The organism is Bacillus sp. 22483, from assembly GCF_052044605.1.
GTDB lineage: Bacteria > Bacillota > Bacilli > Bacillales > Bacillaceae > Bacillus > Bacillus altitudinis.
This window is the reverse complement of sequence record NZ_JBQENU010000003.1, coordinates 115,494-141,838: the sequence shown is the minus strand read 5'-3', so window position 1 is coordinate 141,838 and position 26,345 is coordinate 115,494. Positions and strand designations below refer to the sequence as shown.

Sequence of the window (26,345 nt, the reverse complement as noted above, 5' to 3'; positions counted from 1 at the left end):
TTACCTCACTTTCTTTTTAATGAAATCTGTCGGCATTCTAATGGCATTTTCTAAAATAGGCACCTCTTCTAATACACGGACAGCCAAATCTTCACGCTGCCATTGCGGTAAAATGAATACGCCAAGTGTGCCATTATTCAGATCACGTTTTGCGAGCGGACAAAGCGATGGTTCACCAGAATCTCGGTATACACCAAGCACGTTGGATAAATCAAATAAGATGGCTTGCCGCTGCCCAAGGTTTGCGATGGTTGTGGCCGAGTTAAAATTCTTCGGAGTCAAGATGAACCCCATTCCATGCTCTAAAATCAATTTTTGCTTTTCAGGCAGCCCGATATTCATAATGTAAATATCATTTACGTAAAGTCCTGCGCCGTCAAAACGAAGTTCCCCTTTTTGAATATTCACGATATCCTTTAATTGGCTCCCTGACATTAATAGTTTTGCCATGAAAAAACAAAGAATACCGACCACGGTCCCAACGACGAGCGAAAAGAAAATACAGGCGGTCGTTGTAATTAGGGCAGTAAGAATGGCAATATAATTTCGACTTTCAAAGGCGATCGCAATGCCCTCGATATATGTACTGCCTCGTGAGACAAGCTCATACGAATCCATTTGGGTCAATGTATTTCTTTCCATATTACGCACATCACGAAATTGCGTGGCTGCAAGCGTCAGAAAGGTAATGGCAGTGAATTCTTCCTGGATCAGTGCAGGCATAATAATAGCACCAAGGCCTGATGCGATAAAACCTAGCGCAATGTGAATCACTTGTCCATGAATATATGTGGGATATTGCCGATAATCAGTTCTTAGCATATAAAGCCTAGCCGCCATCCCAAAGATGACACCAATAATCACAGGAAACGTGTAATCCGTCATGTTGATTTTGCAGCCCCTTTTACTGGTTTTCTAGATGAACGGGTGTTCAAGAGTTTTTCAAGCTGACCTACACCTAATAGAAAGACAGCTCCTTGAACAGCCATGGAAAGAAACGAGAGATCTCCTATGACAATGGAAGATGTGAGGCGATGAATCGTAAGCGCATAAAGGGCTTCCCCCAGACATATAGCCATCATCCATAAAGTGATCCGTTCCGTTAAATGATGCCCATATGTTAAACACATCAAGATCAGCAAGGCAAATACAACCCAGTCCACCTTTATTATCGTGAACCAAACTGGATCATATAATGCAAAAATCATAAAAAAGGCATACGCACTGACCATGGAACCTAATTGCATGATTCGCATAATTCGATGAGCAGGCCGAAAGATCACGAATGACATGCAAGCATATAAAAAGGTCATCAAAAATCCTGCATTGATCCTAATGTCTAAAATAGAAACCATGACATGACTGCATATAATATGAATGAGAACACATACGCCCAGCACATTGCGCCACGTGCTTTTCTCCATGATAAATGTCACCATAATCCAAACGAACCATATTGACCAATAATAGTACAATGCCTCCAACCCTCATCACCTCAATTACATTATGGGAAAATCTCCAGTTTTTAAACGTATGAGAAGGTGCGGGATTTGCATGAAATAAACAAGAGGTGACACCCTAATAGTTGAGGAGGGATGTATGATGGGTAAGGATAGACAGGAAAAACGCCTAAAGGCATCAAGAAGAGTTGAATCTGACCGTGATCAATCCATTCATCACAAAGGGGCAACAACTTTAGAAGGCCCGGAAGACGCTCGCAAAAGAAATCAATAAAAAAAGACATGTGATCATCACATGTCTCAGCGTGTAGACAAACCCTCGCATTCGATGTCAGTCCTGCGCGCTGGTGCTCACGAATGTCAAATTCGCTCCGCAAAAGTAGCTGTCTTTCATAGACTGCAAAGGTTTTCTTTCACGCTGAAAAGAAGACAAAGGGCTAAAATTTCATTTAGTCCTTTGTCTTCTTATTTCTTAAACTATAGTACGTAGTATCCACGCCTCTTTCTTTCAGCCAATGACTTGTTTCCCCTGTAAGCACAATCGGAGCTTGCCGTAGCTCCTCAATTGTCTTCATGCCAAGTACTGTCATCAACATCTTCACATCATCTTGTAGATCAATGATATCAGAGATGAGGCCCTTTTCTCCTCCACTCGTCAGGGATTTTAAGAAAAAGCCGGCTAATCCAGCGGCAGACGCACCAAGAGCAATTGATTTTGTCACATCAAGTGCATCTTGAATGCCTCCAGAAGCTAGGACGGTTTGATCTGGAAAGGCTGTATGTACTTCAGCCAGACTCGCTGCAGTTGGAATTCCCCACTGGTCAAAATAACGAAGTGCTTTTTGACGGCGCAGGTTCTCGATTTTAGAAAAATTCGTTCCCCCAAATCCGCCTACATCAACAGCAGCAACTCCAGCATCAAATAATTTCTTTGCTGTTTCCTTATTCATCCCAAATCCAACTTCTTTGACGACAACAGGTACCTCAATTGATTCAGTGATGGCTGCGATCCGCTCAACAGCACCTCTGAAATCACGATCTCCTTCAGGCATGACGATCTCTTGAATCACGTTTAAGTGAATTTGGAGCATGTTTGCCTCCAGCATGTCAACGGCATCCCGTGCTTGCTGAATTGTCGCCTCACTGCCTAAATTGGCAAAAACGAGTCCATCCGGATTCACCTTTCGAACCACTTCATACGTACGACGTTCGTCTGCATCTTTCAGTGCAGCCATTTGTGATCCGACTGCTACTGGAATATTGGTTTCCTTCGCTGCGATAGATAAAGAGCGATTAATCTCATAGGTCGATTCTCCGCCTCCACCAGTCATTGCATTGATAAAAATTGGCGAACCGAAAGTCAGTCCGCCAATTGTCGTATGTGTATCAATTTGTGATGTCGCAAGATCTGGTAAACTGGCGTGAACGAAGGAAACATCTTGTAAACCTGTTGCTGCATGCTGGCCAGTCGACAAAGCATGCTCAATATGCTGTTTCTTTCTTTCTGCTCGCGTCAATTTTGATCACCAAATTATTTTAGTTTATTGAGTTTATCACCAATCAGGTCACCAAGCTGGAATCCGCTTGTATTTTCTTCTTTCGCCTGATATTGACGGTAATCCTCTTCAATTTGTTTTTCAGGATTCTCTTCTAATTCACGAATGCTAAGTGAAATGCGCTCTTCATCTTCATTGACATCAAGCACTTTCACTTTCACAGTCTGCCCTTCTTCAAGGACTTCTTGAGGAGTACCAATATGTTTGTGTGAAATTTGGGAAATATGCACAAGTCCTTCTACACCTGGCAGAATTTCAACAAATGCACCAAAGCTCACAAGACGTTGAACGGTTCCTTCAAGAACATCACCTTGTTTTACCTTTTCACCAATTTGGCTCCAAGGTCCTGGTAATGTTTCTTTAATAGATAGTGAGATACGTTCGTTATCGCGGTCAACAGCAAGAACTTTGACTTTCACTTCCTGTCCTTCTTCAACAACGTCAGATGGCTTTTCGACATGCGCATGGGATAGTTGAGAAATGTGAACTAATCCATCAATGCCGCCAATGTCAACAAATGCACCAAAGTCAGTCAGGCGCTGCACTTTTCCATCAATCACACTGCCTACTGCAAGCTTTTGCAGGAAGTCTTGCTTCTTGTCTAATTGTTCTTGCTCAACGACTGCACGATGCGATAGAATCACGCGGTTTTTTTCGCGGTCAAGCTCTACCACAACAAGCGAGAGTGTTTTTCCTTTATAGTCAGTGAAGTCTTCTACATAGTGTGCCTCAACAAGAGACGCAGGAATAAATCCGCGAACACCAATGTCGACCACTAGACCACCTTTGACAACGTCTTTTACTTCTGCTTCAAATACTTCTTTTGTTTCAAACTTTTTCTCTAGGTCTTCCCAAGCGCGGTCTGCATCAACAGCACGTTTCGATAAAATCAAAGCATCGTCTTCGACCTTTGTTACTTTAAGCTCTAACTCGTCGCCATCTTTCACGACATCTGATGCTTTTTCAACGTGAAGACTTGATAATTCACTGATTGGGATGATCCCAGGTTGTTTCACATTGACGATATCTACATTGACATGCTTGTCCTCAACTTTAGAAACAATCCCTTTCACTACATCTCCAACCTCTGGTACCTGAACATCGATTTGATTCATTTCCTCTGTCATTTCGATAACCTCCTTGGTCCAAACCTACACAGCTTAGTTAAAACGACTGGGTGAATATGTGTCCTTAGCATGATGATTGCCAGCCGAATATGTATTATAGAAACATTCAAATCAACAGAATTGCTTGAATGATCAATAAAAATAGTATTAGTATAAACTTCTAATAAAAGACCTTGTTTGTCAAGAGATAAACCTCTAACTTATAAAAGTTTTCTAAAATTTCTTACTGTTTTTCTACACGCTCTGCTGCATCTAAAATTTTACCTGCAACCTCTTGAATAGAAAGAGAAGTCGTGTCAATTTCAATGGCGTCATCTGCTTTCTTCAGCGGTGATACCTCCCGCTCTGAATCAAGCTTGTCACGTCTTGCAATCTCTTCGATCAGCTGATCGTAATTGACATCATAGCCTTTTTTCTGATTTTCTTCAAAACGGCGTTTTGCTCTTTCCTCTACTGACGCAAGTAAGAAAATTTTCACTTCTGCATCTGGAAGAACATGCGTGCCGATGTCTCTTCCATCCATGACGACACCGCCTCGGTTCCCCAGCTCTTGCTGCCTGCGGACCATTTCTTCCCGGACAGCTCGATGCTTTGCAACAACAGAGACTTGATTACTTACGCGGTCTGTTCTGATGTCTTCTGTGACATCGATCGTGTCTAAATGCACTTTTTGACCTTCGTCAGTTGACACAAGTTCAATAACTGTGTTTTTCAATAACGCATCAAGTGCCTGTTCGTCTTCAAGGTCTACGCCTTGATTGAGTGCTGCAAGTGTAATTGCGCGGTACATCGCACCTGTATCGATATAAATATATGATTTTTTCGCTGCGACAATTTTTGCCACAGTGCTTTTTCCTGCTGCAGCAGGACCGTCAATTGCGATAGATAATTTCTTTTTCATAATACCTCTCCTTGATTGAATCTCCCTTATGAATTGTAACACGATCACCGCTCAAACGGGGGAATTTTCTATCAATCCTTTTGCTTAAATGTCTCAATCCAATCTTCAATGCTCATGTTATTCACACCCTCGTATTGTACGACTTTTGACAAAAATAGTTCTCCTTTCGTCAAGTGAAGGGTGACCTGAACCGCCAAAAGCAGAATGAGCTGAATGAGCACTGCTTTGAATAGCCATCTTTCCATTGTTTTCATACAAAAAAGCCTCCAACGCTAGATTCTTTCTCTCTAGTATGGAAGCTTTTGACAACCTTTATTCTTATACTTTTTTCACACGTGTTAGAAGCTGCTGCTGGAAACAATACTTCATGATGTGTTGCTGGTGGTCGTTTGTGATTTCAGTAAATTCCATGATCGCTCTTGTTTTCCCCGTCTGTTCATCTTGATAAACACGATTCATTTCTGCAATCGCTTTAATTTTCACTGGTTCTTTAAGTGAAAGTTCAAACTCTGTGACGACCTCGCCATATTCTTTTAGTGAGACACCTTCTGGAACAGCAATTGCTACACCGCCAGCACTCATATTGACAATAAATGTGTCGAAGGTTTCTTCACCATTTTGCGTAATGGACGCTTTCACCATCGTATCCACTCGAAGATATTCTCTTCGCTGAAGCCGAATCATTTCTTCTTTTGGCGGAATCGAAACGACAATCATCGGGATATCTTCTTTTCTTTTCCCAATGACTTTGCTTGTACATTTGTATGGAATTTGATTTTCATCGAAAAAGAAGACGGTGATTTCTGTTTCTTGATTTAAATAGATCGTGCGCCCCGTTTCTTTATCAGCTGGATAATTAATGCAAATATCATCGTTATTATTTTCCAAAACTTTCGATTTTGCAGTTTTCACTTCTTTGTTCTCATTGACATACTCAATTGTGATTGCATCCCCTATTTGTAACATTCCTCATCACTCTTTTCATCTGTGAAATCGTATCCTCTCTTATATTAAACCATGTATAAAACAAAAGGAAAAGGCTTATTCGCCTTTTCCTCGCTTCCTTTTCTATAGGTCTTTATATATAGGTTCTGCATTTTTTAGTTTATCTACTCTTTCTTCTTTTCCAGTATCTGCATTAATGAACATTCGGTACGTGTCGTTTTTAATGGTTCCTAAAAACTCATAGCAGAGAACTTCCTCTGACATATCATTTTGAACAAGAGCTACATGTGTATCCTCGATCTTCACATGTTTATTTAAGGTCTTTTCAGCTTCTTTTCGAGAAATCTTTGGTGCTTTTATGTCACGTTTTCTGTGATTCATTAAATAGTCTTTCGCTGAGAATCCCACAACCTCACCATCATCTAAAGCGACTTTCATTCGAATACTATCTGGATAAAGCAATACGTTATTCTGTAAAGGTACATAGGTAAATACGCCGATATTATCAAATTGCGCACTCTCATCTAAATGAAATGATTCGGTATCGAATCCATGCTTCTTTAAGAAACTTAGTGCTTTTTCTGAGGCATCATTTAAACTGATTTTTTGTTTGTTCACTTCACGGTTCTGAAGAAGATAGACAGGATGGCCGCCTTTTTCAGTCAAGTCTAAATAAAAGTTTGCCCGGTTGTCTGGGTCAGACATTGACAGGCTGTAGACATCACGGTTCGTTTTACTCCCACTTTTTCTCACCTTAAAATCTTTGTTATGGTCAGGTGCAAATTGCTGGGCGATACGGATCGCTTCTTTTTTTGAAATCTTTTGCCCTTTTAAGTGATTGTAGCCTTGCGTTTCTGATTCAGTTGACACATTTGTAGGGCCAAGATCAACATCTGCAAACGCATCAGCATTTCTCTCAACGGTTTTTAATCCGTCAATGATGGTGTTGTCGTTTTTTCGATCTCCATCAGCCAGTGCCATTTCAACATCCATCCATTTTAAATTTTTGTTGAGTACGAGATGCTGCACTTGTCTAAGTTCGTTTTGAATATCTGCCGCTTGATCATATAAAGTGGTAATGGTTTTGTGTGTATCTTTGTTTAATGGTTCATCTGATAAAGATTTAAGTGACGATTTGTAGCTAAAGTCACCGACATTCGCTAGAAACTCTTCTGTTTTGTTAAAAGGCATCAATGTGAGCGGAAGCTGACTGACATTGTTATGCGCTTCTGATGACATTCTCCATACATCTGCCAGTGCTGGAGATATAGATGTTTGGCTATTCATCGCAAGTGTTGCGCCAAGTTTATCGTGCAGCTGATCGACTTGATACGTTAAATCATGGAAGGCTCTTTGATAGTTGTTCTCTGCATGAAGCAGTACTGCATCTTTTTCTTGATGCTCTTTATAGCCCCAGTATCCTGTTGAGATGACAGCAATTCCTAAAATAGCAATCAATATTCCTCTGATCATTTATTTACACCTCTTTTTATTCACAGAAAATATGTTTCCCGATTCGTTTAATTTGTGGTCTTCCCCAAATCCATGGGCTTGTTGCTGTATCAGGATTAAAGTAATAAACGGCGCTTTCAGATGGGTCCCAGCCATTAATGGCATCAAATACTGCCTTTTTAGCGGTTTCATTTGGCGCCATATAAAATTGTCCATCTGCTACAGCAGTAAACGCAAGCGGTTCAAAAATGACACCAGCAATCGTGTTTGGAAAGGTCGGGTTGTTTAAACGGTTTAAGATGACGGCTGCGATCGCTACCTGTCCTTCATAAGGTTCACCTCTCGCTTCACTATAAACAGCTTGTGAAAGAAGCTGAATGTCATTGCTTGAAAAACCACCTGGCATGTTGGCTGCTGTTTGTTTCGGCGTTTGATTTGCTTGACCATTTCCTGACTGCTTTCCAGACTTCCCAGTCGAGCTGTTTCCTCCGCTTTGACTTTTTTGATTCTCTTTTGCACCTTGTGCTGTCTTTTTTTGCGTGTTTCTTTGCGCAGGAGCCTTTGTTTGCTGATCAAGAGGTTTCCCGCCATAATGCGTAAACTGATTCCCTTTTTGCAGCTGCTGCTGCACAAACTCTTTATAGTATTTCGTCTTTTGAACTAATAGGTTTTTTGTTTTTTCCCCTACGAGTCCATCGACTTTCTTTACACCAAACTGGCTTTGAAAATTGCGCACGGCCCAGTAAGTTCCCCAGCCATACACCCCGTCTATTTTTCCATTGTAAAAACCATTGTATTGGAGCCTTGCCTGGAGCTCGACGACATCTTCTCCTGTAGCTCCCCGCTGAATCACTTGATTCGTGAAAGCTTCACTTTTTTCAGCTGTCATCAATGAAGACGCGAGCAGAACAATTGAGAAGATAAGGACGATTTGTTTCATGAAACGAGCTTTGTCCATATTTGATCCTCCTGTACTTTTGATGTTTGAATATATGTTTCTTCCGATCCCTATTTTTATACATTCATCACAGGAGGGAATTGGATGGAAAAGACAAAAAACGCCCTACAGACGTATAGGACGTTTTCCAATTTAAATTTGTACCATCTTCACCGCACGGGCTTTTTTGGCTTTCCGCAGACCAAACCACCATAAAAAAATCATGAACGGTAACATAATATATCCCCAATTTTTCATGCCAAGAAGAATGAAATCATATAAGCCATGAAAAAGGATAGGAAGTATTAAAGAGAGAATCAGCCATTTTCGCTGCTCTTTTTTATCAGAAAAGCGAGCTTTACCTATATAAAACCCCATCACCACACCAAATAAAGCATGGCTTGATACAGGTAGCAAGGCACGTGTAAACGCGTACTCCACCCCATGACCCACTAAGTACAGAATATTTTCAAGTGTCGCAAATCCAAGCGAGACACTTGTTCCATAGACAATCCCGTCATAGTGTTCATCAAACTGTACGTGCGCATAGACACTGACCATTAAAATAAACCACTTTAATGATTCTTCTAAAAAACCTGATGTCACAAATGAAATCACGATAGGATTCGTGGCTATATTTTCCTCTTGGAGGACATACTGAATAAACATGGTTGGAAACACAAGTATGACACCTAGCATAAAAGATCTGATGACCATATGAACCGGCTCATTGTCGTATTGATCTTTCAAATAAAAATAACTTAAAAGTGCGATGCCGGGAGCTAAACCTGCTGAAATGATTGCGATCATAATCAGACCTCTTTCCCTACATTATCCTTTATTATCGTACCACGAATCACCCCTTTTTTATATGACTGGAGCCCATTTTCCCAAAAATAATCTTCTATATAATCCCAATTTACATAAAAAAGAACTGAATCCCTTAGAAGGACCCAGTTCTTTTTTTACCCGTTGATTCTTTTGTTGATTTCTTCTGCAATTAACCCACCATGAAATCTTCCATTTTCAATGAAAATTTCGTTGGCGTTGTTACCAGCTGCAATGACCCCTGCAATGAAAATACCTTCTACATTTGTTTCCATTGTTTGTTCATCAAATGCTGGGCGGCCTGATTCTGGATCGATTGTTACACCCATTTTTTCTAAAAATGAATGATCAGGATGATAACCTGTCATCGCAAACACATAATCACTTTTCACTCGATCCGTTTGACCCTGCTGGTTTGTAAAGACAATATCCTGTTCTGTGATTTCCTTCACCTCTGCACCGAACTCCATTCGAATGGTGCCATTTCGAACAAGCGCTTCAAACTCTGGTAAAATCCAAGGTTTGATGCTGGATGAATATTCAGTTCCTCTATATAAAACCGTCACCCTGCTTCCGCATTTCACAAGTTCCAGGGCAGCATCAACACTAGAGTTCTTCCCGCCGATCACCGTCACATCTTTATCAAAGTAGGGGTGTCCTTCTTTAAAATAATGATACACATGAGGAAGGTCTTCCCCTTTTACATTCATATAGTTAGGATGATCATAGTAGCCAGTCGCAATCACAACATAGTCACATGTATAGTCGTCTTTTGATGTATTTACCGTAAAACGGCCATCTTTTTTCGTCACAGCGTTTACCTTTTCAAAAGCATTCACACGAAGGCTTTTTCGTCTGACCACCTCTCGGTAATAGGAAAGCGCCTGAATACGAACGGGTTTCCGATTTTCAGTGATAAAAGCGACGTCACCGATTTCAAGCTTTTCACTTGTACTGAAGAAGGTTTGGTGTGTAGGGTAATGATAAATACTGTTGACCACATTGCCCTTTTCAATCACAAGTGCATCAATCCCAATTTGCTTGAATGCAATGGCAGCTGATAGACCGCACGGGCCGCCTCCTATTATGATCGCTTTTTCTTGTTTCATTTGTTCCACTCCTGTCGTTTCACTGCAATAACAATTGCTGGACTGTTTGATTCTTTGCATGATTCCATAAAAAAATCTCCTATTTAAGGATAGGAGATTTTAAGGCGCGATGCAAATAAGTCGCTTAAATCCAGCCTCTGAATCGAGAAGCTTCAGCCATTTTACGTACACCGACCATATATGCTGCTAGTCGCATATCAATACGGCGGTTTTGCGCCATTTCATAAATATTATTAAATGATTTCACCATCATATCTTCTAAACGAGTTTCTACTTCTTCTTCTGTCCAGTAGAACCCTTGGTTATTCTGAACCCATTCAAAGTAAGAAACAGTCACTCCACCCGCACTTGCAAGTACGTCTGGAACAAGCAGTACACCACGATCTGAAAGAATTTTTGTCCCTTCCAATGTCGTTGGTCCATTTGCTGCTTCTACGACAATTTTGGCTTTAATGTTCGCCGCATTATCTTCTGTAATTTGATTTTCAATGGCTGCAGGTACTAAGATATCACAATCTAGCTCAAGCAGCTCTTGGTTTGTAATTGTATCATTAAATAATTTAGTGACGGTTCCAAAGCTGTCACGTCGGTCAAGCAAGTAGTCAATATCGAGACCATCTTCATCATACAAACCGCCGTAAGCATCTGAAATTCCTACGATTTTCGCTCCGGCATCATACATAAATTTAGCCAAGTAACTTCCTGCATTTCCGAATCCCTGAACGACAACACGAGCCCCATTGATGTCAATTCCTTTTTTCTTCGCCGCTTCTTTGATACAGATCGTTACACCTTTTGCCGTTGCAGTATCACGTCCATGTGAGCCTCCAAGAACAATTGGTTTTCCTGTAATAAATCCTGGCGAGTTAAATTCATCAATTCTAGAATACTCATCCATCATCCATGCCATGATTTGAGAGTTTGTAAACACATCTGGTGCTGGAACATCTTTTGTTGGTCCAACGATTTGACTAATTGCGCGTACATATCCGCGACTTAGTTTTTCAAGCTCCCTAAATGACATTTCTCTTGGATCACAGATAATACCGCCTTTTCCTCCGCCATAAGGAAGATCCACAATACCACATTTTAAACTCATCCAAATTGAAAGCGCTTTTACTTCTTTTTCAGTAACGTTCGGGTGGAATCGAATTCCGCCTTTTGTTGGACCGACAGCATCATTATGCTGCGCACGATAACCAGTGAAAATTTTCACCGATCCATCATCCATACGTACTGGAATTTTGACCGTTAATAGGCGAATTGGCTCCTTCAGCAATTCATACACTTCTTGCGGATAGCCCAATTTATCAAGCGCTTTATGTATGACGGTTTGAGTTGACTTTAAAACATCTAGCTTATCTTCTGCGTTATGAGCGGCGTTTTGATCGGCTGCCATTAAAATAAACCCCCTAGAAATCTTTCATGATCTACTGCTCCCTTTCAAGCAATAGTATACACCTTCGTACTGGTAAAGCAAAGGTAAAAAGCGTTTTTTATCAAAATAAAATATCAGCGTTTATAAATATAAAAATGGATATAAAAAAATACTGTTGTTTCATCACAACAGTATTAAATATAATAGAAAAAAGTGATTAAAAATACAGTTGAATCGTTTTCACTGCATCTTCCTGCATGATCACTTTTCCGTATTCTTTTAACCGGTGAATGGTTAATGTCGTCGGTGAACCGAACTCCGCTAAAATAGAAATGACCGTATCTGCAGACAGTTCTTCGAAATCATCTAGGCTGAGAAAATATTGACCTTCATAATGGTAAACTGTACCCCCTAAAAGTCCAATACGACTTAAACTATGGGACAGTTGAATCACATCTTCAAACGAGGCAAATTGATAGAGCACATGCTTGCTCTCGTCGAGCTTGACTTGCATCTCAATGTAATCTTCATCAAACTCATCATCAGCATCTTCCTGCTGACTCTTTGTCACAATGACGACCATCCCCTGCGCCTGAAGAGAAAATACTTCAACAGCAATCGGTCCATTCGCTTCAAAACCGAGCTCCTGATTCGCTTCGTTCATCATGTCTTTAAACAGCTGATGAACTTTGAACGAATCTTTCCAAAGGTCTTCTTTCGTAAGACCTCGGTCTGTCAGATCATCTAGTGTGAGAAAAATTTTGATTTTATTATAATTCAGACGCTCTAGCCGCATAACGTTCCCTCCTGCCTCTTCTAACACACATCATACTGTAGTATATGAGATGATGAGTCATAGGTTCTTAATTTTGTATTCAGTTTACACTGTGTCAAGACGGAAGACAAGCATGAAGCTATGCTTACGGTGACTTTTATGGAAAATATTGATGGGGCATCAACTTAGCGCGTTTTTAGCGGCATTAAATAGATCAGATGGGTTTCTGGTTCTGCTCCAAGACGCATCGGAATCTTTGTTGTTCCGTAACCATTACTAATTAGAAAGAAAGCACCTTTGACTTGGCCTGTTCTTCCTTTTTCATACGGACCAAATTTCCCAATGCGAATTTGACCCCCATGGGTATGACCGCTCAAAACGAGATCAATTCCCTCTTCTTCACTCATCAAGTGATGCACATCTGGGTTGTGTGATAAAAGGATATTCACGTCTTCTTTGACAAACTCCGGCCGTATCGCTTCATAATCTGCTTTTTCAAGCCGGATATCATCGATTCCGCCTATTTTAATGGGCTGTCCTTCAAAATCCCACACAGCCGTCTCATTTTGCAATGTCGTCACCTGATAGGTATGGAGGAGGTCTTTGAGTTTTTGCTGATGCAGCTCATGGTCGTTATTCCCCCACACAAAGTACACCGGGGCAATCCTTGCTAAACGTTTCACATTTTCTTCGACTCTAGCATAAGGGACTCCCTTTTCAGCTAAGTCCCCGCCGATCATAATGACATCAGGCTGCTGCTCTTCTACTTCCGCTAATAAAGTATCACTAATTAGACGGCGATGGGTATCAGAAATAAAGAAAATGACTGCAGGTCGATCTGACTGAAGTCCTTCTATTGTAAAGTAATGCTTTTTGATGTTGTTTTGTTTTGCCGTTTTCACCATTTTCGCTGTTACACACACACCTGTTGTCACAGCCGCTATGGCAGCAGTAAATCCGATGGCATATTTCATTATGAATGACTCCCTTGTATCAGCTTTCTTTTATAGGACGCTTGAATGAAAAAAGACGTTTCAACTGTTTAAACGTCTTTTGCTCATTTATTTACTTTCATAATAGAGGTTGATGTCATATTGCGTCTGCATGAAGTGAAAAACGGCCTCGCGCTCTTTCCACTGATTTGATTGAGGCCATAAATCTGTGCTTTTCTGTATAATTTCACATCTGAGCTTATGATATTCATCCTCAGCCTTTTCTTCTTTTTTCTTATAATAATACGATGCGTAAAAAGCAAACACTTCAGCCATGATCCAAAACAGAAACACCTCATGGCCAAGCAATGTGGCAATCATCGCTTCCGGCTGCAGGGAGCCCCCGCTATTAGCTGTTATCACAAAATAAAACAGAAGAATCGCAAGTGATAAAAGGGCTGTCCATTGCCATCTTTTGCATTGTTTTGCAAATCCCTCGTATTTACGTTTCCTTTTGATCAATGTTTCAATCATTTTCTGTGTCGGCTGATCCATATAGCGGCTGATTGCGTGCAATGTCATCACATACACCCTTGTCCCTTTTTTCTACATATGTATGTGCTTTTCGATTCATTCATGTCAAATATTAATTTTCTAATGGGATATTCAATACTTGTCCGCTGTACACGCTATTTCCTTTTAAATGGTTGTAAGCTCGAATTTTCTCTTCCCCTGATCGGTTTTGATAATACTTCATGGAAATTCGATACAAGTTTTCCTCTGGTCCAACAGTATGCTGCACGACACGAACAGGCTTTTCTTCCTGCTTCTTCTTCTCTTCTGCTTCTTTTCGCTTTTTCTCTTCTTGCTGTTTTTGAAGAGCGAGCTGCTGCTGCTCACGCTTTTTTGCAGCTTCGGCCTTTTCACGCTCAGCCTTCTCTTTAGCGGCTTGTTCTTTTTTCTTTTGCTCTGCTTTTTCTTTTGAACGCTGCTTTTCTTTATCAGCATCTTTCTTTTTCTTCTCGTCATCAGATGCATCCGCTTTGTCAGCGCTTGAATCATTTTTTGTTTCAACAAGTGCTGACGGGACTGGATCTGTGTCAGCACTCGATGTTTTATCAATATATACACCTTGATTGTTATTATCGTTAATTTCCTTTGATGTGTAATAAATCAACAGGAAGAAAACCGTGACGACAATAATAGGAAAGATAATAGCCAGTGTCGTAAACAATGGATTACGCACCTTTTTGGTTCGCTGCTTTTTATATTCATGAAAATCTTCTCGTGTAGGAAAGTGAGAGTCATCTGAAGGATGCACTTTTTCTTCTTCAAGATTTTCCTCTACATCATCATCATGGATGTTTGTCAGCTGCTGCTTTTTTCTCTTCATTCTCGACATTTCTTCCATGTTCATCCCTCCCCCAATATTTAAAACGAATTTGACATGCAAAGACTAAGTCAATGACAAAGTGTGTCATGACAGGAACGAATAAATTCCCTGTCCACTCGTATAAAAGTCCTAAAAAAATACTAATAGAAACCACAAGGATAAACAAGAGTATTTTTGACAAGTAGCGAAAGTGAAGAAGTGCAAACACAATGCTTGCAATCTCCAGTCCAAATTGCTGCTGAACGATCCCGCGAAATAAAATTTCTTCTGAAAAGGCAATGAGCAGCGTTAACCAAACAATATGCGGGATGCTGCGGTTTTTGAACATTTTTTCATTTAATCCGCCATCATCATACATATGAGCCGGAAACACCTTCATGACAATAGCGTCGACAATAATCACAAGCAAAGCGCCGCCAATTCCATAAGTCAGGATACGCATATCTCGGATCTGCCATAGGGCTGTAAAATCAGTCCAATGATCAAACATAAACATCCCTAGTAAAAAAGAGACAATCAGCATGAGCAGCTGTGTGAAATACAACTGTTCTACTACTTGTCGATCGGTTAATTTTTCAATAATACGGCGATGTTGTTCAATCAATGCTGCGCCTCTTTTGTCAGGTGAAACAGACGATCCAGCTCGGTCTTCCAGTGTTTCATTTCATTCAGCTCCAATGGTTGATCTTTTTTTTCGTAATCTGATAGGTCAAGTCCGCATGAAGAGCAGCAGTTCCCAAATGAAGCGTCCTCCGTTAGATCAAGCTGCTCATCAAAGTATGATAACAGAGATTGCCTAAAGCAGGGATGACCAGTGATATGCTCTTTAAACTGCCACACTTTTTTTAGCTTCTCTGTTTGTCTATCCTGCAGCTTTTCTTTCAGCTTCTTCATGAGCAAACGGGGCTGTTCAGTTTGGTACATCATGTAATAATGCGAGAGCATTCGCGCACGCGTCTCCTGAAGCCCTGCTTCCATCAATTGTTCACGTAATTTCTTTTCATCATTTATCGGCATTTGTGATACTCTGGCTAAGAAAAAATCAATTTCTGGATCATCAAAACCTTCTGCTTGAATCAAATGACTTTGAATATCCGCATCCTCTTCTGTATATAAAAGAACGCTCACACTATTTTTCCCGTCCCGTCCAGCTCTTCCAATTTCCTGCATAAATGCTTCAATTGACTGAGGCGGACTCATATGAATCACAAAGCGTATATTTGCTTTATCAATTCCCATTCCAAAAGCACTTGTACAGCAAATGAGATCAATTTGACCACTGATAAATTGCTGCTGGATCAGCATGCGGTCCCCTGACTCCATTCCGCCATGATAAAACTCTACACGTTGATGCGTTTTTTGTTTCACCAAACGTGAAATATCTTCTGTCATTTGCCGGGTCGGACAATAAATCAGCCCAGGCCCTTGAAGGGTTTCCACAAGCTCAAGTGCTCGTTTCTCTTTTGCTTCTTTCGTTTCATGCGCCTCTTTTAATAGTGCAATATTCGGCCGGTTGACTGAATGAATATGAACATCTGGATGCTCTAGCCGCAACGTTTGCACAGTATCTTTTAAGGTTTGTTTCGTCGCAGTTGCCGTTAGTGCTAAGGCGACAGGATTGCCGAGCGCTTCTCTCCATTCTCCAAGCTTGGAGTATTCCGGGCGGAAATCATGTCCCCATTCCGATATACAGTGAGCTTCATCTACAACGAATAGACCAACATGCATCGCTTTGAGCTGCTCTAACAATACCTCTGACATAAGCGCCTCAGGTGCGACAAATAAAAATTTATATGATGGCAAATGCCGAATAATATGTCTTCTTTCTTGAAAAGACAGTGTACTGTTAAGCGCAGCTACTCGCTTTTCACCGCGCATTTTCATGCGTTCCACTTGATCTTCCATGAGTGATAAAAGAGGTGAAATGATCAGCACTAACCCGTCTGTCAAATAGCCCGGAATTTGATAACAAAGTGACTTCCCGCCACCAGTAGGAAGCATGGCAACCGTATCTTTTTGTTGAAGTACACTTCGAATAATATCCTCCTGACCTGTTTTGAAGGCATCATAACCAAAGTGTCGCATCAGCGTCTGATGAAGCTTATCCACTTGCTTTCACCATCCTTGTCAATGCCAATCGTATTTGAAAATAAGTAAATGAATGCTCGAGACTTTCTTTGATCAGCTTCATCTTGTTGGTTTGGAGCTGACCGGCTACCTCATGTATCGCCTTTTGAGCTTCACTGCTGACATATGGTTCGATCGAGAAGCTCGGCTCATGTATCGAGAGCTCCACAATATGATCTTCAATTGTCGCTTTTTTTAATGAACGAATATGAGCAATTTGATCAATACTGAACCCTTTTTGTACAAGCTCAAGCGTTTTATGGGTAGAGGTGGTCAGCACACGTTTGAATTGAAGATCATCTATCATTCGCTGGATGATCGGTGCCTCACCTTTTTGCGCACATTGAATAAAATAATGGAGCACATTCCAAAAAAGCAAGTAAACATACCATACATCTTCTTTCATCCATTCCGCCATTTGCTGGTACGTCCGTCCGATTCTTTCATTGGAAGTCAATGAATAAACAAAAAGCAGTGCCTCTTGATCAGTTAAATGAGCAAGAAGTGTTTCAAGCTCATGATGGATATCTTCAGAAAGCTTTTTCTTCTGATGATATTGCGAGAAAAAGGATTTCGTCCAGTTTTGAACCGATATATCTCTTTGAATCGGCACATAGTGTTGTGACCCCGCTGCATGATGTGAAAGGACCTGCACAAGTAAAGACAGCCTCATCCATAACACCTTTGCTTTATCATGATACTTGGCACCATCAAAATAAACTGGCATTGGTTTTTCAGCAAAACGCTGACTTAGCATACTTATTCCTTCATCTGTGGCAATGAATGTATCCTCTGTATTTCTGATAAAGTGTTGCTCTAACAGCCTTTTTACAGAGCGGTTCAGCTGATCCCTCGTAAAAGCTGGGTAGCAGCCGAAGTAGCTAGAGAGCTGAAACAAACTTGCATCCTGTATCGTTTGTGATGATTTTTTCCCTTTAAAAAGATGGTAGACAGCACTAATGGAGCGTTCGCCGTTCAATTTATGTACGCTGTCCATCAACATGACATCCAAGTAATGAATCGTCATTGACCAAAGCACCTGTCTTCCTGACAAAATTCGAATATTTTCTCCCTTTATTTTAACAGATTTCATTGAAGAAGAAATGTTTAAACTCAATTAATGGGGGAAAGTTATGAACAAACCCTTATGTGATAAGCATTCTCAATCACTTTACAGTTGAAATGTGAATTTAAAATCATTACAATAAGGTTTGAGGAAATTGGTTTTTTATCGGTGAAACTAAAAAGGTTAAACCATTTGTTCCATCGAACAATCTGGGAGGTATTTTTTTAACATGGCAAAATATACAATTGTAGACAAAGACACATGTATTGCTTGCGGCGCATGCGGTGCAGCTGCTCCAGACATTTATGATTATGATGATGAAGGCATTGCATTTGTCACGCTTGATGACAATCAGGGGACTGTAGAAGTTCCAGAAGTACTTGAAGAAGATATGCTTGATGCATTTGAAGGTTGCCCAACTGACTCAATTAAAGTTGCGGACGAAACTTTCGATGGTGATCCACTTAAGCATGAATAGGATAAAAGCCCCTTTAAAAGGGGCTTTTTTTATATTAACTATTTTGAAGTCGGCGTTTATTTTCAAACCATGGACGCATTTTGACAAAAATGAAACTAAAAACGATGGTGATGATGATTCCTTTAATCAGGTTAAAAGGCAAGATCCCTGCTGTAATGGTTGCCTTTAGCACATGATCTGACAGGACGGGTGCATTCAAAAACCATGTATAAGCAGGTAGGAACAAGAAATAGTTTAAGATGCTCATCATGACTGTCATGAGTAATGTTCCGAGAATCATGGACCACGCTAACCCTCTTGCTGATTTAATCTTTTTAAAAATAAAAGCCACCGGTAAGATGAATAGTACACCTGCTGTAAAATTCGCTACTTGATCCACAGGAACACCGGACATGCTACCATGAATGAGGTAGTGCAGTAGATTCTTTAAAGCTTCAACAGCAATCCCAGCACCTGGCCCATAAATTAAAATTGCAATAATCGCAGGAATATCACTAAAATCAATTTTTAAATACCCAGGAAGCCCAGGGAAAGGGAAATTCAATAACATTAATACAAATGCGATACTGCTAAGCATGCTGATGACGACTAAACGTTTTACTTTACTTTGATTCAATATTCTCTCTCCTTTTCGATCAAATCTTTCGAAAAGAGGATTGTTCAATTTTAGCCACAAAAAAACCGCTCTGAATAGATACACAGGAGCGGGAAATTTAGGCTACACAAATAAACGTATAAACAGACATGTTTTCAACGTTTACGAACCTCCATCTTCTCCCATCCAGACTATACTGTCGGCTTCGGAATCACACCGAATCCTGCCAAAAAAGGCTCGCGGGCTTAGAGACTATGCCTCATCACCGCCGGTAGGGAATTACACCCTGCCCCGAAGATTGATCATTATTCAATTCGACATCATTATATATGATATATGAGCATTTGTACAGATAAAAATCCTGAGCAAATTCATCAGTTTTAAGAAATCGTAAAAAACCTAAAATTTATAATGACAAATGCGTAAAAATTGGTTATCTTTTGTTTAAAGGTGTCCATTCTTGATCAAGACACTAAAAAATGTTCGTGTTTTCTTTTTCGCTTTACTGCTTTAATTTGATTGACACAGTGAAAAGGAATATGGTAAATTATCAGATATTTATGACGTTTATTTTAGGAGGAAATCTTACGATGTTTCGAGTATTAGTCTCAGATAAGATGAGCAATGATGGTCTTTTACCACTATTAGAATCAGATTTTGTTGAAATTGTTCAAAAAAATGTAACAGAAGCAGAAGATGAATTACACACGTTTGATGCCTTACTTGTCAGAAGTGCCACAAAAGTGACAAAAGAACTTTATGAAAAAATGACTTCATTAAAAATTGTTGGCCGTGCCGGTGTGGGAGTCGACAACATTGACATTGATGAAGCGACAAAACACGGTGTGATTGTCATCAATGCACCAAATGGGAATACGATTTCAACGGCAGAGCATACGTTTGCGATGATCTCATCTCTCATGCGTCATATTCCTCAAGCCAATATTTCTGTGAAATCAAAAGAATGGAACAGAGGCGCATATGTTGGTGCTGAGCTTTACGGAAAATCTCTTGGGATTGTTGGCTTAGGCAGAATTGGAAGTGAAATCGCCCAGCGTGCAAGAGCATTTGGCATGACGGTCAACGTATTTGACCCTTTCCTCACAAAAGAACGTGCCGAAAAAATTGGTGTTAATGCAAAATCACTTGATGAAGTGCTTGAAGTATCAGATATTATTACGGTACATACACCTTTAACAAAAGAAACTAGAGGACTTCTCAATAAAGAAACAATCGCAAAAACGAAAAAAGGTGTTCGTCTAGTGAACTGTGCACGCGGCGGCATCATTGACGAACGCGACCTTCTTGAAGCACTTGAAAATGGTCATGTCGCAGGGGCTGCTCTCGATGTATTTGAAGTAGAACCACCTACTGAGAATCCACTTGTGGATCATCCAAACGTCATTGCCACTCCGCATCTTGGTGCATCTACAAAAGAAGCACAATTAAATGTGGCGGCACAAGTCTCTGAAGAAGTTCTTCAATTTGCAAAAGGACTCCCGGTTATGTCATCTATTAATCTACCAGCGATGACAAAAGACGAGTTCAAAAAAATCCAGCCTTATCATCAATTTGCAGGAAAACTTGGACGTCTTGTTTCTCAATCGATGAGAGAACCTGTAAAAGAAGTCAGCATTTCATATGAAGGATCTATCGCAAAACTCGAAACATCGTTTATTACAAAAAGTCTGCTTTCTGGCTTTTTGAAAGAGCGTGTCGATTCGACTGTAAATGAAGTCAATGCTGGTATGGTGGCAAAAGAACGCGGCATTAGCTTTAGCGAGAAAATTTCTTCAAGCGAATCTGGCTATGAGAACAGCATTTCCATTGAAGTCAAAGGTGACCTTTCTACCTTTACATTAAAAGCAACGTATATCCCGCATCTAGGTGAACGTGTCGTTTCTATTAATGGTTTCAATATTGACTTTTACCCAGATGGGCACCTTGTCTATATTCAGCATACTGACGCACCTGGTGTGATCGGTCAAGTTGGAAAGATTTTAGGCGACCACGATGTGAACATTGCGACAATGCAAGTAGGCCGTAAAGAAAAAGGCGGCGAAGCCATCATGATGCTTTCTTTTGACAAGCACCTTGAAGATGAAATTGTCCAAACGTTAACTAAAGTGAGCGATATTCTTTCTGTACGTCTGATTGACCTATAAAAAAATGGTAAACCTCATGCTTTTGCATGAGGTTTATTTTGTTGAAACGATTAAACGTTCACCTGTACGTATGAGATTCTTTGTCAGTGCATTGATTTTCTTCAATTGATCAACGGTCATTTGATGTGCTTTAGCAATGGACCAGAGCGTGTCCCCTCGTTGTATGACATATGTATGTTTCTCATATCCATCTACATGAAGGGCTGGCTCTTGGAAACGATCTCTTGCAATGATTGTGAGCGGATCTACTGCATCTTCTTTACTAACTGACCAATTCCCCCTGTGCACCTCAAAATGCAAATGAGTGCCCCTAGAAGCGCCTGTGTTGCCTATGATGCCGATCGGCTGCCCTGTTTGTACATGGTCACCATTCTTTACAAAACGCGCATTTAAATGCGCATAGACGGTTTCATATCCATTTGGATGCCGAATAAATACAACTTCTCCATAAGTAGCAGATACATAGGAACGAGTAACCACACCTTCGCTTGCAGCAAAAATGGATTCTCCTTCTGGTGCAGCAATGTCTAACCCCTTATGCGAACCACCTCTTGTCCCAAACAAATCAGTGACTTCACCTTTGATTGGTTCCACCCACTCGGTTGTTTTCTCTGCATGGGCAAACGGTGATAAGGTCAAGAACAAGAAACAGCTAGCACATATGTAGCAATACCTTTTCATCAGTGACTTCCCTTCTTTGAAGTTCTTTTCATGACAGCTTAGTATACCTCAAGGAAGCCCTTTTCTATACATGAAAAAAGAACGCATAAGTTGCGTCCTTTAGCGTTCTTTGATAACAACTGGGTTTGGCAGTGCCGGTACCTCTAGCGGTTCTTTTAATTCATATGGGCCTACTTGATCTGTTCCTGCATTTTGTATCGTGACATCTGTAAAACCGAAATCTTTCGCTGTGAGCAGCAGCCCTTCAATAAGTAAAATATGATCAATTGAGTCCGTTAATTGTGCTGATGCTCCAAACGTGATGGTTGCATGTTTACCTTTTGATGTCACTTTTTTAATAGGCTCTTCTTTAATGAGTGGATCGAGTCCTGCATCATTCGCCCGCTTCATCGCCTCTACCGCATCTTTATAAGAAGGATAATCATCTTTTGAGGGCACCAAAAATGTCCCGCTCTTATTTTCTAAAACGTAGTAAGCGTGCTTTGTTTGTTTATTAATTGAAATGGTACCAAGACGGCCATTCGTCCCTAATTGAAGGTGCGAGCCATTGACAGACTTGACCTGTACTTGTTTATATTGGCTCCATTTTAACGTTTCTTTTACCATGTCTTTAAAACGGTTGGCTTCTTTTAATGTATCAAGAGACAAATCATTTTTCAGCTGAAAAATCAGTGTGTCTCCTTTTTCACTCACATCCACCATATCCATATAGGCTTGAAGAGGTTTTGTCATTTCAGGCAGCTCCAGTTTTTCATATGTATCAAGAAGCGCCTGCACATCGTCATGCTTATTTTCTTTTTGAATACTGATTGGGACAACTTGAGAAGTCGATTCATCTATGTATGAAATCGTCATATACTTTTCTTTGTCAGATGCATAAGCAACATGTGAAGGATCATTTGTGTTTTTTACCGCCTCTAATGTAGCATTCACCTGTCCTTTTTCAGCACTCGAGTCCATTTTCACTTTCTTTATATCTTGAGCAGCCGGCTGAAATAAATGAGGAGAAATCAAAAACGCCATAAATAAGACCACAACGGTTGCGACCGCTGGACCGATCCATCTGGCACTTTTCTTTTTCTTCCCGCTTGCCATCAGCATTTGCTGGTAAATCTGCTTAGATGAACGGTTGTCCTCCACCTTTGGAAGCTGACTGAGTAATACTTTAATTCGTTCTTCGCTCCAATTGGACCTGTTCGTTTTCATTCACTAGCTCCTCCTTCAAAAGCTCCATATGTTTTCGGAGCACTTTCAGGCCTCGGTGCTGCGTTGTTTTGACTTTGCTTTCCGAGAACTTTAGCGCCTTGGCCGTCTCCATGATTGAGTAGCCTTGGATAAACCTTAAAATGATGACGGCTCGTTGATCAATGGTGCAATGATCAAGTGCGGCATAAATTTCTTTGATATTTTCATCCTGTACAGCCAATTCATCTGGGAGCAGGTCTGGATCTTTTACATCCTGTTTATCCCAATCAAACGTGCCGAGCACCCGTTGTCTGATGGTTTGCTGTTTGCGAAACCAGTCAATTGCCACATGCCTTGCAATTGAAAACAGCCATGTTTTCTCGCTGCTTCTTCCTTCAAAAGTTTTATATGAGTGAAGTACCCGAATGTAAACCTCCTGCACGAGATCCTCTGCCTGATTTTTATCTTTTACCATATAAAATAAAAATTGGTACAAATCTTGATGGTACGAATCATATATTTTTTGAAAGGTTTCATGCATAGGAAACCCCTCCGTTCACTTATTTTTGTCGAGTGACTCTCACAAAACGTTACATTACAACTTTATGACAAATATATTACAAGATCGACAATTTGGAAAGGGCTTTTTGTTTAACTTCTCCTTAAAAATATGAAAATAGAAAAAACACTTCGTTTTCTTTCGAAAAGAAGTGTTTCTCATGTAACAAGATTCTTCGTCAAGATTAGACGAGTTCCTGCTTTTTTTTCGGAATATAGAAAGTGAAGTGAGTACCTGTTCCAGCTTTACTATGTGCATGAATGGAGCCTTGATGCGCTTCTACGATGTTCTTCACAATCGCAAGGCCCAGCCCCGTACCGGAACGTCCTCTTGTTCTTGCTTTATCTGCTTTATAGAACCGTTCAAAAATAAATGGGAGATCCTCTTCAGGAATGCCGCTTCCCGAATCTTTCACATCCATCTTGAGCCCATTTTCCACCGATTGAACTGAGAAGTGAACTTCTCCGCCTTCTGGTGTATGACGAATGGCATTATCGATGAGATTTGTAAAAACCTGTTCTATTTTATCTGGATCAAATACAAAATACGGTTCTTCTACTTGAATTTCATACGTCAGGTTGATTTGTTTTTCTTTCGCAATTCCAAGGAATTTACGGTAGATTTTTTCAGTCAGCTCTTCTGTATCAGTTGATTCAAGATTCAGTGTAATATGACCAGCTTCCATACGTGCGAGATCGAGAAGATCATTCACAAGACGCCCCATTCGAAGTGATTCGTCATAGATAATTTGGGCAATCTCTTTCTTTTCCTCTTCTGATCCGGCAATGTCATCGACAATCGCTTCACTATAGCCCTGCAGCATAGCAATAGGTGTACGGAGTTCATGACTGACATTTGCAATGAAGTCTTTTCTTAGCTTATCCAGTCTTCTCTCTTCTGTCATATCGCGAAGCACCGCAACCGCCCCTCTGACATCTTGCTGGTTATAAAGCGGAGACATAAGAAGAACCCAAGTACGCCCTTGCAGCGTGACTTCGATCATTTGCTCTTTTTCCGTACTGACGGCAGTATGAAACAATTCACGCGCTTCTGGCGGCAGTTCATCCCCATCTTTGATCTTCATATTTTGCTCGTAATACCAAGCCTGCAAGAATCTTTCTGCAGGAGGGTTTGTCATGAGGATCGTTCCATCAATATTGATCGTGATGACACCGTCTGCCATACTGCTGAGAATGTTGGACAAATGTTCTTTTTCTTGATTTAAAGCGGTTATATGAAATTTAAGCTGCTTACCCATTTGATTAAAGGCGATCGCCAGTTCCCCAATTTCATCTTGCGTTAAAATAGGAATCTTAGTATCAAATTTCCCTTTCGCCAAATCTTGTGCTCCCTCTCTCATCTTTCTGAGAGGATAGGTGACACGAGTAGATAAGAAGAAAGCGAAAATCGTCGTCAGCACAATCGCAATTCCGGCTGCGAGGAAGATATAACGCGTCGTATGTTTTGTTGTCTGCTCTACAGCGAGGAGGGATTGAGAAAGAAAGACCATCCCTTTCTTTCCGTTCGCCTCGTAAGGAACACCTACTACAATGCGCTCATCCTTCTGATTGCCTGTATCAGATTCAGCTCGTTTACTGATTTTTTTTCGTTCTGTCAGTGCCCTGTTCAAATCTTTGTCTGCTTCAATTTGTTCTTTTGTGATCGCAGGAAGCTTCCCGCCTTTTTCAGACGAATACCATTCTAGTCCATCCTCTTGAACAATCGCGATACTTGTCAATTTATCAGCTAGTTCTGATGTAATCGATCTTGCAAGCGATTGATCCTCATGGCTTTCTAAAATGACTGCTACTTTGTTGGCCATTTGTGTTAAATCAGACTTTGCTTCTTCCACATGGTAATTCTCAATGAACTCTAAAAGAAGCACAGTTAAAATCGATAAAACAATGAGCACGAGGAAAAGAATGGTTAACCATAGCTTTCCTACGACACTTTTCCACAGCTTCATTCAGCGCCGACCTCAAATTTGTACCCGACACCCCATACTGTCACGATTTTTTTCGCTGCTTCTGGTGACACTTTATTTAGTTTTTCGCGAAGCCTTTTGACGTGGGTATCCACTGTTCTCAGATCCCCAAAGAATTCATACTGCCACACTTCTTTGAGAAGCTTTTCCCTGTCATAGACCTTATCCGGCGTTTTTGCCAAGAAGTACAAAAGTTCGTATTCTTTCGGCGTGAGGCTGACTTCTTTTCCATCTGCTGTGACCCGGTGTGCATCATGATCAATAGATAGATGAGAAAACACGAGAACATCTTTTGTGGTTGTTCCAGTATTAAGGTATGACGTTTGAGACGATCTTCTTAACAGTGCTTTCACACGAAGAACCACTTCACGCGGGCTGAAAGGTTTGACGATATAGTCATCCGTTCCTGCCTCAAAGCCTTGCACACGGTTAGCTTCCTCACCTTTTGCTGTCAGCATAATAATTGGTGTGGCTTTTTTATCTCGGATTTGATTACACACTTCAATCCCATCTGTCCCAGGCATCATTAAATCAAGCAAAATGAGGTCATAATCGGTTTGAAGTCCTTTTTGAATGGCTTCATCCCCATTTTCCGCTTCATCAATTTCATAATTTTCCCGTTCTAAATACATTTTTAAAAGGCGACGAATTCTTGCCTCATCATCGACGACTAATATTTTCGTTTGAGTTGTGTGTTCCATTAGACAATCCT

General features: G+C 40.6%; 28 protein-coding genes and 1 riboswitch. Of the genes, 3 read left to right on the top strand and 25 right to left on the bottom strand.

Annotation, left to right across the window (positions count from 1 at the left end; translation table 11 throughout):
• Both ACTJJQ_RS06105 and ACTJJQ_RS06100 read right to left on the bottom strand, forming a co-directional pair.
• Window positions 1-885, bottom strand: coding sequence for a YIEGIA family protein (locus tag ACTJJQ_RS06105; RefSeq protein WP_007500964.1), 885 nt, complete (start codon window positions 883-885; stop codon window positions 1-3).
• Window positions 882-1,475, bottom strand: a complete 594-nt coding sequence (locus ACTJJQ_RS06100) for a YphA family membrane protein (protein ID WP_440600070.1) — start codon at window positions 1,473-1,475, stop codon at window positions 882-884. Before ACTJJQ_RS06100 ends, ACTJJQ_RS06105 begins: the two co-directional genes overlap by 4 nt.
• A 127-nt stretch (window positions 1,476-1,602) precedes the next feature.
• On the opposite strand from ACTJJQ_RS06100, the gene ACTJJQ_RS06095 reads away from it, so the two are divergent.
• Window positions 1,603-1,734, top strand: coding sequence for a YpzI family protein (locus ACTJJQ_RS06095; RefSeq protein WP_008344525.1), 132 nt, complete (start codon window positions 1,603-1,605; stop codon window positions 1,732-1,734).
• 175 nt (window positions 1,735-1,909) lie between these two features.
• On the opposite strand, the gene fni is transcribed toward ACTJJQ_RS06095, so the two are convergent.
• The 17 genes from fni to ACTJJQ_RS06010 form a co-directional block, all read right to left on the bottom strand.
• On the bottom strand, window positions 1,910-2,977 hold the full coding sequence (gene fni, locus ACTJJQ_RS06090; protein ID WP_008344521.1) for a type 2 isopentenyl-diphosphate Delta-isomerase: 1,068 nt from the start codon (window positions 2,975-2,977) through the stop codon (window positions 1,910-1,912).
• Between the two features lie 14 nt (window positions 2,978-2,991).
• Window positions 2,992-4,143, bottom strand: a complete 1,152-nt coding sequence (rpsA, locus tag ACTJJQ_RS06085; protein WP_008344519.1) for a 30S ribosomal protein S1 — start codon at window positions 4,141-4,143, stop codon at window positions 2,992-2,994.
• A gap of 223 nt (window positions 4,144-4,366) precedes the next feature.
• Entirely contained in the window at window positions 4,367-5,044 is a 678-nt protein-coding gene (cmk, locus tag ACTJJQ_RS06080) for a (d)CMP kinase (RefSeq protein ID WP_017359766.1), read from the bottom strand.
• Window positions 5,045-5,115: 71 nt separating this feature from the next.
• Window positions 5,116-5,298, bottom strand: a complete 183-nt coding sequence (locus tag ACTJJQ_RS06075; RefSeq protein WP_008344514.1) for a YpfB family protein — start codon at window positions 5,296-5,298, stop codon at window positions 5,116-5,118.
• A gap of 64 nt (window positions 5,299-5,362) precedes the next feature.
• A complete protein-coding gene (locus tag ACTJJQ_RS06070) occupies window positions 5,363-6,010 on the bottom strand; it encodes a flagellar brake protein (RefSeq protein ID WP_007500975.1) in 648 nt (215 codons plus the stop codon).
• 102 nt (window positions 6,011-6,112) lie between these two features.
• Window positions 6,113-7,462, bottom strand: a complete 1,350-nt coding sequence (gene ypeB, locus ACTJJQ_RS06065) for a germination protein YpeB (RefSeq protein ID WP_035702899.1) — start codon at window positions 7,460-7,462, stop codon at window positions 6,113-6,115.
• Window positions 7,463-7,478: 16 nt separating this feature from the next.
• A complete protein-coding gene (sleB, locus tag ACTJJQ_RS06060) occupies window positions 7,479-8,399 on the bottom strand; it encodes a spore cortex-lytic enzyme (RefSeq protein ID WP_144679408.1) in 921 nt (306 codons plus the stop codon).
• 132 nt (window positions 8,400-8,531) lie between these two features.
• Window positions 8,532-9,188 carry a glutamic-type intramembrane protease PrsW gene (gene prsW, locus ACTJJQ_RS06055; protein WP_008344507.1) on the bottom strand — a complete coding sequence of 219 codons (657 nt, stop codon included), beginning with the start codon at window positions 9,186-9,188 and terminating at the stop codon, window positions 8,532-8,534.
• Window positions 9,189-9,343: 155 nt separating this feature from the next.
• Window positions 9,344-10,315: a YpdA family putative bacillithiol disulfide reductase gene (locus tag ACTJJQ_RS06050; RefSeq protein ID WP_024718498.1), complete on the bottom strand. Its 972-nt coding sequence runs from the start codon at window positions 10,313-10,315 to the stop codon at window positions 9,344-9,346.
• Window positions 10,316-10,439: 124 nt separating this feature from the next.
• Complete coding sequence (locus tag ACTJJQ_RS06045) at window positions 10,440-11,714, bottom strand: Glu/Leu/Phe/Val family dehydrogenase (RefSeq protein WP_007500982.1); 1,275 nt, start codon at window positions 11,712-11,714, stop codon at window positions 10,440-10,442.
• A 196-nt stretch (window positions 11,715-11,910) separates the two neighbouring features.
• Complete coding sequence (locus ACTJJQ_RS06040) at window positions 11,911-12,489, bottom strand: genetic competence negative regulator (RefSeq protein WP_007500984.1); 579 nt, start codon at window positions 12,487-12,489, stop codon at window positions 11,911-11,913.
• Between the two features lie 164 nt (window positions 12,490-12,653).
• On the bottom strand, window positions 12,654-13,442 hold the full coding sequence (locus ACTJJQ_RS06035) for a metallophosphoesterase (protein WP_061419508.1): 789 nt from the start codon (window positions 13,440-13,442) through the stop codon (window positions 12,654-12,656).
• Window positions 13,443-13,529: 87 nt separating this feature from the next.
• A complete protein-coding gene (locus tag ACTJJQ_RS06030; RefSeq protein ID WP_007500988.1) occupies window positions 13,530-13,982 on the bottom strand; it encodes a DUF2663 family protein in 453 nt (150 codons plus the stop codon).
• Window positions 13,983-14,046: 64 nt separating this feature from the next.
• The gene (locus ACTJJQ_RS06025; RefSeq protein WP_019744027.1) at window positions 14,047-14,811 is read right to left on the bottom strand and encodes a LysM peptidoglycan-binding domain-containing protein; all 765 of its coding nucleotides are present in this window, start codon (window positions 14,809-14,811) and stop codon (window positions 14,047-14,049) included.
• A complete protein-coding gene (locus tag ACTJJQ_RS06020; protein ID WP_008344498.1) occupies window positions 14,756-15,397 on the bottom strand; it encodes a CPBP family intramembrane glutamic endopeptidase in 642 nt (213 codons plus the stop codon). Before ACTJJQ_RS06020 ends, ACTJJQ_RS06025 begins: the two co-directional genes overlap by 56 nt.
• Window positions 15,394-16,902 carry a RecQ family ATP-dependent DNA helicase gene (locus ACTJJQ_RS06015; protein WP_242730619.1) on the bottom strand — a complete coding sequence of 503 codons (1,509 nt, stop codon included), beginning with the start codon at window positions 16,900-16,902 and terminating at the stop codon, window positions 15,394-15,396. Before ACTJJQ_RS06015 ends, ACTJJQ_RS06020 begins: the two co-directional genes overlap by 4 nt.
• Window positions 16,895-17,947 carry a helix-turn-helix domain-containing protein gene (locus tag ACTJJQ_RS06010; protein ID WP_242730621.1) on the bottom strand — a complete coding sequence of 351 codons (1,053 nt, stop codon included), beginning with the start codon at window positions 17,945-17,947 and terminating at the stop codon, window positions 16,895-16,897. Before ACTJJQ_RS06010 ends, ACTJJQ_RS06015 begins: the two co-directional genes overlap by 8 nt.
• Before the next feature lie 268 nt (window positions 17,948-18,215).
• On the opposite strand from ACTJJQ_RS06010, the gene ACTJJQ_RS06005 reads away from it, so the two are divergent.
• On the top strand, window positions 18,216-18,464 hold the full coding sequence (locus ACTJJQ_RS06005) for a ferredoxin (RefSeq protein ID WP_008344492.1): 249 nt from the start codon (window positions 18,216-18,218) through the stop codon (window positions 18,462-18,464).
• A 34-nt stretch (window positions 18,465-18,498) separates the two neighbouring features.
• On the opposite strand, the gene ACTJJQ_RS06000 is transcribed toward ACTJJQ_RS06005, so the two are convergent.
• Window positions 18,499-19,080, bottom strand: a complete 582-nt coding sequence (locus ACTJJQ_RS06000) for an ECF transporter S component (RefSeq protein WP_008344490.1) — start codon at window positions 19,078-19,080, stop codon at window positions 18,499-18,501.
• Between the two features lie 149 nt (window positions 19,081-19,229).
• A riboswitch (FMN riboswitch) is annotated at window positions 19,230-19,362 on the bottom strand.
• A gap of 287 nt (window positions 19,363-19,649) precedes the next feature.
• Here ACTJJQ_RS06000 and serA point away from each other — a divergent pair.
• A complete protein-coding gene (gene serA / locus ACTJJQ_RS05995) occupies window positions 19,650-21,224 on the top strand; it encodes a phosphoglycerate dehydrogenase (protein WP_008344488.1) in 1,575 nt (524 codons plus the stop codon).
• Between the two features lie 33 nt (window positions 21,225-21,257).
• Here serA and ACTJJQ_RS05990 read toward each other — a convergent pair whose 3' ends face one another.
• The 5 genes from ACTJJQ_RS05990 to ACTJJQ_RS05970 form a co-directional block, all read right to left on the bottom strand.
• The gene (locus tag ACTJJQ_RS05990; RefSeq protein ID WP_008344486.1) at window positions 21,258-21,905 is read right to left on the bottom strand and encodes a M23 family metallopeptidase; all 648 of its coding nucleotides are present in this window, start codon (window positions 21,903-21,905) and stop codon (window positions 21,258-21,260) included.
• 99 nt (window positions 21,906-22,004) lie between these two features.
• Window positions 22,005-23,111, bottom strand: a complete 1,107-nt coding sequence (locus ACTJJQ_RS05985) for a hypothetical protein (RefSeq protein ID WP_017359775.1) — start codon at window positions 23,109-23,111, stop codon at window positions 22,005-22,007.
• A complete protein-coding gene (gene sigX / locus ACTJJQ_RS05980; RefSeq protein WP_007501006.1) occupies window positions 23,071-23,631 on the bottom strand; it encodes an RNA polymerase sigma factor SigX in 561 nt (186 codons plus the stop codon). Before sigX ends, ACTJJQ_RS05985 begins: the two co-directional genes overlap by 41 nt.
• A 202-nt stretch (window positions 23,632-23,833) precedes the next feature.
• Window positions 23,834-25,615 carry an ATP-binding protein gene (locus tag ACTJJQ_RS05975; RefSeq protein WP_024718919.1) on the bottom strand — a complete coding sequence of 594 codons (1,782 nt, stop codon included), beginning with the start codon at window positions 25,613-25,615 and terminating at the stop codon, window positions 23,834-23,836.
• Window positions 25,612-26,334: a response regulator transcription factor gene (locus ACTJJQ_RS05970; protein ID WP_003215596.1), complete on the bottom strand. Its 723-nt coding sequence runs from the start codon at window positions 26,332-26,334 to the stop codon at window positions 25,612-25,614. Before ACTJJQ_RS05970 ends, ACTJJQ_RS05975 begins: the two co-directional genes overlap by 4 nt.
• Window positions 26,335-26,345: the final 11 nt, after the last annotated feature.

Coding starts and splice junctions, on each gene's coding strand:
- ACTJJQ_RS06035 (WP_061419508.1), bottom strand. CDS start 13,442: ATGAAATATGCCATCGGATTTACTGCTGCCATAGCGGCTGTGACAACA.
- ACTJJQ_RS06040 (WP_007500984.1), bottom strand. CDS start 12,489: ATGCGGCTAGAGCGTCTGAATTATAATAAAATCAAAATTTTTCTCACA.
- ACTJJQ_RS06010 (WP_242730621.1), bottom strand. CDS start 17,947: ATGACGATTCATTACTTGGATGTCATGTTGATGGACAGCGTACATAAA.
- ACTJJQ_RS06070 (WP_007500975.1), bottom strand. CDS start 6,010: ATGTTACAAATAGGGGATGCAATCACAATTGAGTATGTCAATGAGAAC.
- ACTJJQ_RS05985 (WP_017359775.1), bottom strand. CDS start 23,111: ATGAAAACGAACAGGTCCAATTGGAGCGAAGAACGAATTAAAGTATTA.
- ACTJJQ_RS06095 (WP_008344525.1), top strand. CDS start 1,603: ATGGGTAAGGATAGACAGGAAAAACGCCTAAAGGCATCAAGAAGAGTT.
- ACTJJQ_RS05990 (WP_008344486.1), bottom strand. CDS start 21,905: ATGAAAAGGTATTGCTACATATGTGCTAGCTGTTTCTTGTTCTTGACC.
- ypeB (WP_035702899.1), bottom strand. CDS start 7,462: ATGATCAGAGGAATATTGATTGCTATTTTAGGAATTGCTGTCATCTCA.
- serA (WP_008344488.1), top strand. CDS start 19,650: ATGTTTCGAGTATTAGTCTCAGATAAGATGAGCAATGATGGTCTTTTA.
- ACTJJQ_RS06050 (WP_024718498.1), bottom strand. CDS start 10,315: ATGAAACAAGAAAAAGCGATCATAATAGGAGGCGGCCCGTGCGGTCTA.
- rpsA (WP_008344519.1), bottom strand. CDS start 4,143: ATGACAGAGGAAATGAATCAAATCGATGTTCAGGTACCAGAGGTTGGA.
- ACTJJQ_RS05975 (WP_024718919.1), bottom strand. CDS start 25,615: ATGAAGCTGTGGAAAAGTGTCGTAGGAAAGCTATGGTTAACCATTCTT.
- ACTJJQ_RS06045 (WP_007500982.1), bottom strand. CDS start 11,714: ATGGCAGCCGATCAAAACGCCGCTCATAACGCAGAAGATAAGCTAGAT.
- ACTJJQ_RS06105 (WP_007500964.1), bottom strand. CDS start 885: ATGACGGATTACACGTTTCCTGTGATTATTGGTGTCATCTTTGGGATG.
- ACTJJQ_RS06025 (WP_019744027.1), bottom strand. CDS start 14,811: ATGGAAGAAATGTCGAGAATGAAGAGAAAAAAGCAGCAGCTGACAAAC.
- ACTJJQ_RS05970 (WP_003215596.1), bottom strand. CDS start 26,334: ATGGAACACACAACTCAAACGAAAATATTAGTCGTCGATGATGAGGCA.
- ACTJJQ_RS06005 (WP_008344492.1), top strand. CDS start 18,216: ATGGCAAAATATACAATTGTAGACAAAGACACATGTATTGCTTGCGGC.
- sigX (WP_007501006.1), bottom strand. CDS start 23,631: ATGCATGAAACCTTTCAAAAAATATATGATTCGTACCATCAAGATTTG.
- cmk (WP_017359766.1), bottom strand. CDS start 5,044: ATGAAAAAGAAATTATCTATCGCAATTGACGGTCCTGCTGCAGCAGGA.
- prsW (WP_008344507.1), bottom strand. CDS start 9,188: ATGATCGCAATCATTTCAGCAGGTTTAGCTCCCGGCATCGCACTTTTA.
- sleB (WP_144679408.1), bottom strand. CDS start 8,399: ATGGACAAAGCTCGTTTCATGAAACAAATCGTCCTTATCTTCTCAATT.
- ACTJJQ_RS06075 (WP_008344514.1), bottom strand. CDS start 5,298: ATGAAAACAATGGAAAGATGGCTATTCAAAGCAGTGCTCATTCAGCTC.
- ACTJJQ_RS06030 (WP_007500988.1), bottom strand. CDS start 13,982: ATGACATTGCACGCAATCAGCCGCTATATGGATCAGCCGACACAGAAA.